Raw genomic sequence first — 5,703 nt, forward strand, 5'->3', positions numbered from 1 at the left:
CTCCAGGCGCCAGGCCTTGATGAGCAGGGCCTCGGCACGGGCGTACTCACCTTGACGCGCCTCCAAGGCACCCCGCAGCTCGCACGCCGCCAGCTCCACCACCCGGGCGGTATCACGCGGGCAGAGCGTGCGCCCCTCGCCCCTGCGCTCCTCGGCCAGCGGCGGGTGCAGGGTGTCGAGTTCGTCGCACGCGCGCTCCGCCTCCACGAGCTTGCCGGCCTCCAGGGCGCGAAGCCCCCGGGCATACACCTCCATGCCCGAGAGCAGCCCGCGCTCGGCCAGGCTCGACCCGGTCCCCAGGGCCACACGGGCCTCCGCCGCCGCGAGCCAGAAGCCGAAGCGCAGGTGCAGGCAGGAGAGCGTGTTGGCCGCGAACACGAGCCCTTGGGTGGAGTGCGGCGTCACCGCCTCCACCCAGGCGCGCAGGCGACGAGCCCAGGACTGGGCCTGGCCGTACCGGCCCGCCTCGGCGCACGCGACGGTGAGCAGGCGCAGCGCGAGGCCCGCCACCGGCGCGGCCGTCTCCGGCGGGGACTCGTGGGCGAGCCAGACATCCTCCACGGCCACCGCCGCCTCCAGCACCTCCCGGGCCTCGCGGGTGTGGCCCACGCGCAGCAACAAGCGGCCGGAGCCGAGCAGGGCCGTGCTGGCGTGAGGTGCCAGCAACCGCAGACGCCGCGCGCTCTCCAGCGCGACCTCGGGGCGGGAGCTGTCCACCATCACCTGCACCCAGGCGTGGTGGACGCCCTCGTGGTGCGGGTGCGTGCGCAGCAGGTCGCGCAGGAGCGCCTGCGCATAGGGCTGGCCCGCGGCGGGACGCCCATCCGACTCATACCCATCCGAGAGGAAGCCAGCGAGCAACAGGCGCGCGTCGGCATCCTCGGGGCAGCGGTCGATGAGGGCCTCCATCTCGCGCACGAAGCCATGGCGACCGTTGGCCGGGCCCTTGTCGGCCAGGAAGGTGGCGGCGACGATGTAGCGCTGCTCGGCGTCCGTGATGCCCTCGCAGAGCGAGAGCGCCCGGTGGATGGCCTCCGCCCGCGCCGTCACGTAGCGCGCACCCGCCCCGCGCGTCAGGGCGAGGCCCCAGTACGCCATGGCGAGGTTTGGGTCCTGCCGGGCGGCCTCCGCGAAGGAACGCCGCGCCTCGGTGCCCCACCCGAGGTGCAGCAGACGCAGGCCCTGGTCGAAATAAGCCTGGGCCAGGGGAACCCGGGTGCTCACCTTCAGGTGCGCACGGCCCAGCCCCTCGCGCAGTGGAGGCGTGGGCAGCTCCGCGTCCGGGACGTCGTCCCAGGGACCGGCGGGGAAGATGGAGGGATCCTCGGCTCGAAGGTGTCGCGCCAGCATGGTGACCTCACTCAGGCCCCGACAACGGGGGCAAACGAATCGTCCACAACGGACTGCTCCAGCACGGCCACACGCTCGGCCAGCCGTGTCCACGCCGCCGCCAACGTCTCCACGGGCACCGGCGACTCCTTGCGCCGCGCGGCGACGCATGCGTGCCGCCAGCCGGGGCCGGTCTGATCCACCACCCACTCCTCGTATCCGGCCAGCCAGCCGGCCAGGGCGACCACCGCGGCGCGAGCGGCCTGGCGCTCACCCGGGGTGGTCGGCTCACGCAGCGCGCCACCGAGGCCCGCCGCCTGGAAGACGGGCCACACCACCCGGGCCTCGTCCAACAGACAGGGGCTGAAGCCGTCGCGCGGCACGTAGACGGCCTCGCCGCACACGCGGCACAGCGCCCCGAAGCCCCACAGCGTGAGGGCGCCGCCTCCAGGCAACGCGCCCGAGTAGGCGCTGGTGCCCTGCTGCCCCGCTGGAATGCCCTCGCGGGCGAGGCCACGGCGCAGCAACAGGTTGCCTTCGTGGGACACATCGCGACCGATGCACCACATGGACACATCCAACAGTCGCTCGCCTTCGCGTCGCACGTCCGGCGGGAGGGCCTGGGGAAACGGCTTGAAGCTACCCATGTTCGTCTCCTGTTGATGCGGTGGGAGAGACCGGAGCGGGAGGCCACCAGCGCGCTCCCGCTCCAGCTCCGGTGAAGCGAACGGCTCAGTGCGTGTGCTCTTCGTCGTGCGCCGTCTCCTCGATGACGAGCGAGACGGAGCCCTGCGTGGTGGGGCCGAAGGTCAGCGTGTACGTGCCCACGCCCATCGGCACCACGTGGCGGCCCTTGACCTCCGTGCACGCCTCCGAGGTCTTCGCGGTCTCCTCGAACGCCACGTCCTGACCCATGGAGTTGGTGACCTTCACGGGCACGTCCGCCCCGAGGAAGAGGACGTAGTCGGTGGCCTCGCCCGACGCGAACGACACCGAGCCGACATTGCCTCCGGTGCCCGCCGGCAGCGTGATGTCGTAGCGCTTGTGGTCATTGCTCACGGCGGGCGCACCGCTCGTCGCGGCGGTCGCGGTCACGGCGGAGGCGGGGCCCTCCTGGAGGTGTTCGCAGCCCTCGACATCGGCCTCGTTCTCGTTCTCGTTGGAGTTGTTGCAGCCGATGAGCAGCGCGCTCGACAGCAGGCAGGCGGACAGCAGGTTCTTGGTCATGATGTGTGACTCCAGTTGTGGACTACGGGGTGGTGCTGCGAAGCCTCACGTCCCCGTCCCCAGAACGACCTGGGACGCCCGGAACGTGAGGAAGGTGCGTGCACGAGGGCACACAGTGGGGAGAGCATCGCTCGCGGGCCTCGGACCCTGACTCGAAGCTCCGAGGTGCGTGCACACGGAAGGCGGCCCAAGCGCCTCACGTGAGGCACGGGACGCTGCCAGATGCACGGAGGGAGGATCCGTGGGTGCGGGAGCGCGGGAGGCGCGTGACGTGGCGAGGGAGACCCTCACCCGACCCTCTCCCCGAGGGAGAGGGAGGACGCGCTCAGACCCGAGGCGGTGAAGACTTGGGAGCCAGATGGAGCCACGCCACCGGCGGCTCCAGGACCACGCCATCGTCTTCCAGCAACGGACCCGACGGGACCGCGACTTCCGACGACAGCATCCCCCCGACCGGCGGCGGCGCCACCCGGCGGAGGAAGACATGCGCGCAGTGGGCGTCCGAGCCATGCACGGACACCCGGGCCTCGGCGCGGACAATCCGCTCGTCCTCGAAGGACGCGCGCGGCTTCATCAGCGCGGTGCCCTGCTCGACTTCGCCCTCGTGCACCAGGTCGCCGTGCTCGAGGCACGTGCGGTGTTGCACGAGGAAGAAGTGCGCCACGCTTCCCAGGTACGCCAGCACGCACACGAGCACGAGCGGCAACGCCAGCAGGCGCGGCCCGCGGGACGTCATTGGCTCGGGGTGGGTGGAGGGGCGCACGGGAATCACGGTTTCAACGGAAACACAGTTACGCCACGGTATGTACGCGAGGGCGCCGCCACGCGCAAGCACTCGCGCGACGGTGCCACACGTGACGCGACGAATCAGACGGCGTACCCCATGGCGCCGGCCTTCACCGGAGCCTCGGGGTCGAGCATCACGTTGACGCAGGCCACGGTGCCGCTGGCCAGCGCGCGCTCGAGCGCGGGGCGGATCTGTGCCGGTTCCGTCACGAGCTCGCCGTGGCCGCCCAGCGCCTCCACCACCTTGTCGTAGCGGGTGGGCTTGAGCAGCGTGCCCGGCGACTTGTCCTCTCCGAACATCTGCACCTGGGGGATGCGGATCTGCCCCCAGGCGGCGTCATTGCCCACCACGCACACCATGGGGAGGTTGAAGCGCAGCGCCGTCTCGAAGTCCATGCCGTTGAGGCCAAACGAGCCATCGCCCTGGATGATCCAATGCGTGCGCTCGGGGTGCAGCACCTTCGAGGCGATGGCGAACGGCGCGCCCACGCCGAGGCACCCCAGCGGGCCCGGATCCAACCACCGGCCCGGCTGGCGCAGCTCGATCACCTTGGCCGCCATGGCCACCCAGTTGCCGCCGTCGGCGATGAACACCGGGTCCTGCCCCGCCCCGTTGGCCACGTCCGACATGTCCTTGGCCAGCCGGTAGTGGTGGATGGGCACGCTGTCGTTCTTCGTCCACGCCTCGAGGTCCTTCAGCTTCTTCTGCTCGCGGCCTCGGAGCTGCGAGAGGAAGGCCTCGCGCTTGCCCTTGGGCGCCGCGTCCGCGAAGGCGGTGAGCGCGCTGTAGCTGTCCGCGATGATGCCCACGTCCACCACGCGGTTGCGCCCCACCTCCACGGGGTCGATGTCCACCTGGACGATCTTCGACTCGGCGCTGAAGGTGGGCTCGGCGCCGTAGTTGAGCCGGAAGTCGAAGGGCGTGCCGATGACGAACACCAGATCCGCCCCGCTCAGCGCGTCCTTGCGCGTGTGCTGGAAGAAGAGGGGGTGGCTTCCCGGCAGACAGCCGCGACCCGCGCCATTGAGGAACACGGGAATCTGCGCCGTCTCCGCGAAGCGCCGCAGCGCCTCCCACGCCCCGTCCCAGTACACCGACGAGCCGGCGATGATGGCCGGGCGCTCGGCCGTCTTCAGCAGCGCCATCGCCTCGTCCACCTTGCGCGGATCCGGCGCCTGCCGCGCGTCCGTGCGGTAGCTGCGAGGCATCTGCAGGGTGGACTCGTCCACGGCGTTGCAGAGCACGTCCCAGGCCAGCTCCAGGAACACCGGCCCCGGCCGCCCGGAGAGCGCCACGCGGAAGGCCTTGGCGAGGTACGCCGGCACCAGCTCCGGGGTGGGGATGCGGTCCGACCATTTGGAGATGCGGTGGAAGAGATCCACCTGCTCCATCTCCTGGAGCGAGCCCCGGCTCTGGTTGAAGATGGGGGCCGCGCCGCCGAGCAGGATCATGGGCGAGCTGGCCGCGTGGGCATTGGCCACGCCGGTGAGGGCGTCCGTCACCCCGGGGCCGGCGGTCACCACCGCCACCCCTACCCCGCGCGTCACCCGGGCGTAGGCATCCGCGGCGTGGGCGGCCGCCTGCTCGTGGCGCGTGTCGATGACCTGGATGCCCTCCTCCACGCAGCCCGCGTAGATGGGGGCCACGTGCAGGCCCGAGAGGGTGAAGATGTGCCGGACGCCTTCCTTCTTCAGCATCCGTGCGACGAGCTGCCCGCCGGTGACCATGTCGCCCATGCCGTGCTGCCTCCCTGTATTCGGAACCTCGGAAGTCCGGCCATCATCGCCGAATCAGGCCGCCCGGGTAGCCCCTGAGTGCCCGGTCGCCTGTCGAAGACACTCCCCCGACGCCCCCGAGCGGAGTAAGGAGGGGCGGCGTAAGGAAGGATTCCCCGTGCAAGAGTTCATGGAAGTGCTGCGGCGTCAGGCGGTCCATTTCGGACCGGAGCTGGCGCGCACCGCGTACGCGCGAGGCCTGGCCGTCACCCAGAAGGACGGCACCACCCGGCCCATCCCCGTCACCGCTACCCCCGTCATCCTCGACGCCGCGGAGATCCGTCGTCGCGCGGGCCTCTCGGCCCTCCTGGCCTCGGCCACGGTGAAGATGACGCGCGCGGCGATCGCCGGAGACCACCGCGAGCTGATCCTCGGCGGCCTGTCCCCGCTGGAGCGAGAGCTCACCGAGCGCACCTTCGCGAACGTGTCGCGCCTGGTCACCACGCGGGTGGACTACTTCGTGAACACCCAGCCGCACGCCCTGGAGCTCAACGCCACCATCCCGGCCATGCAGGGCTACTCGGACATCGCCGCCCGCACCTTCATCGAGGTGGTGGCCCGGCACTTCCGCTACCCCGAGAAGGC

5 protein-coding genes and 1 pseudogene are annotated in these 5,703 nt (G+C 71.2%); 1 reads left to right on the plus strand and 5 read right to left on the minus strand.

Going from position 1 to position 5,703, the window contains the following annotated elements; translation table 11 throughout:
• The 5 genes from VF794_RS24950 to VF794_RS24970 form a co-directional block, all read right to left on the minus strand.
• A partial coding sequence (locus VF794_RS24950) for a hypothetical protein (RefSeq protein WP_331114563.1) occupies positions 1-1,350 on the minus strand: 1,350 nt, incomplete at its 3' end.
• An 11-nt stretch (positions 1,351-1,361) separates the two neighbouring features.
• A complete protein-coding gene (locus VF794_RS24955; protein ID WP_331114565.1) occupies positions 1,362-1,976 on the minus strand; it encodes a hypothetical protein in 615 nt (204 codons plus the stop codon).
• An 85-nt stretch (positions 1,977-2,061) separates the two neighbouring features.
• Positions 2,062-2,556 (minus strand): hypothetical protein, encoded by a 495-nt coding sequence (locus tag VF794_RS24960; protein ID WP_331114566.1) that lies wholly within the window; start codon positions 2,554-2,556, stop codon positions 2,062-2,064.
• Between the two features lie 325 nt (positions 2,557-2,881).
• Complete coding sequence (locus tag VF794_RS24965; protein ID WP_331114569.1) at positions 2,882-3,319, minus strand: hypothetical protein; 438 nt, start codon at positions 3,317-3,319, stop codon at positions 2,882-2,884.
• A gap of 104 nt (positions 3,320-3,423) precedes the next feature.
• Positions 3,424-5,079, minus strand: coding sequence for a thiamine pyrophosphate-binding protein (locus tag VF794_RS24970; protein ID WP_331114571.1), 1,656 nt, complete (start codon positions 5,077-5,079; stop codon positions 3,424-3,426).
• Between the two features lie 157 nt (positions 5,080-5,236).
• Between VF794_RS24970 and VF794_RS24975 the strand changes: the two are divergent.
• A pseudogene (locus VF794_RS24975) lies at positions 5,237-5,703 on the plus strand (hypothetical protein); the annotation flags it as partial.

The organism is Archangium sp. (assembly GCF_036389735.1).
Taxonomy (GTDB): domain Bacteria; phylum Myxococcota; class Myxococcia; order Myxococcales; family Myxococcaceae; genus Archangium.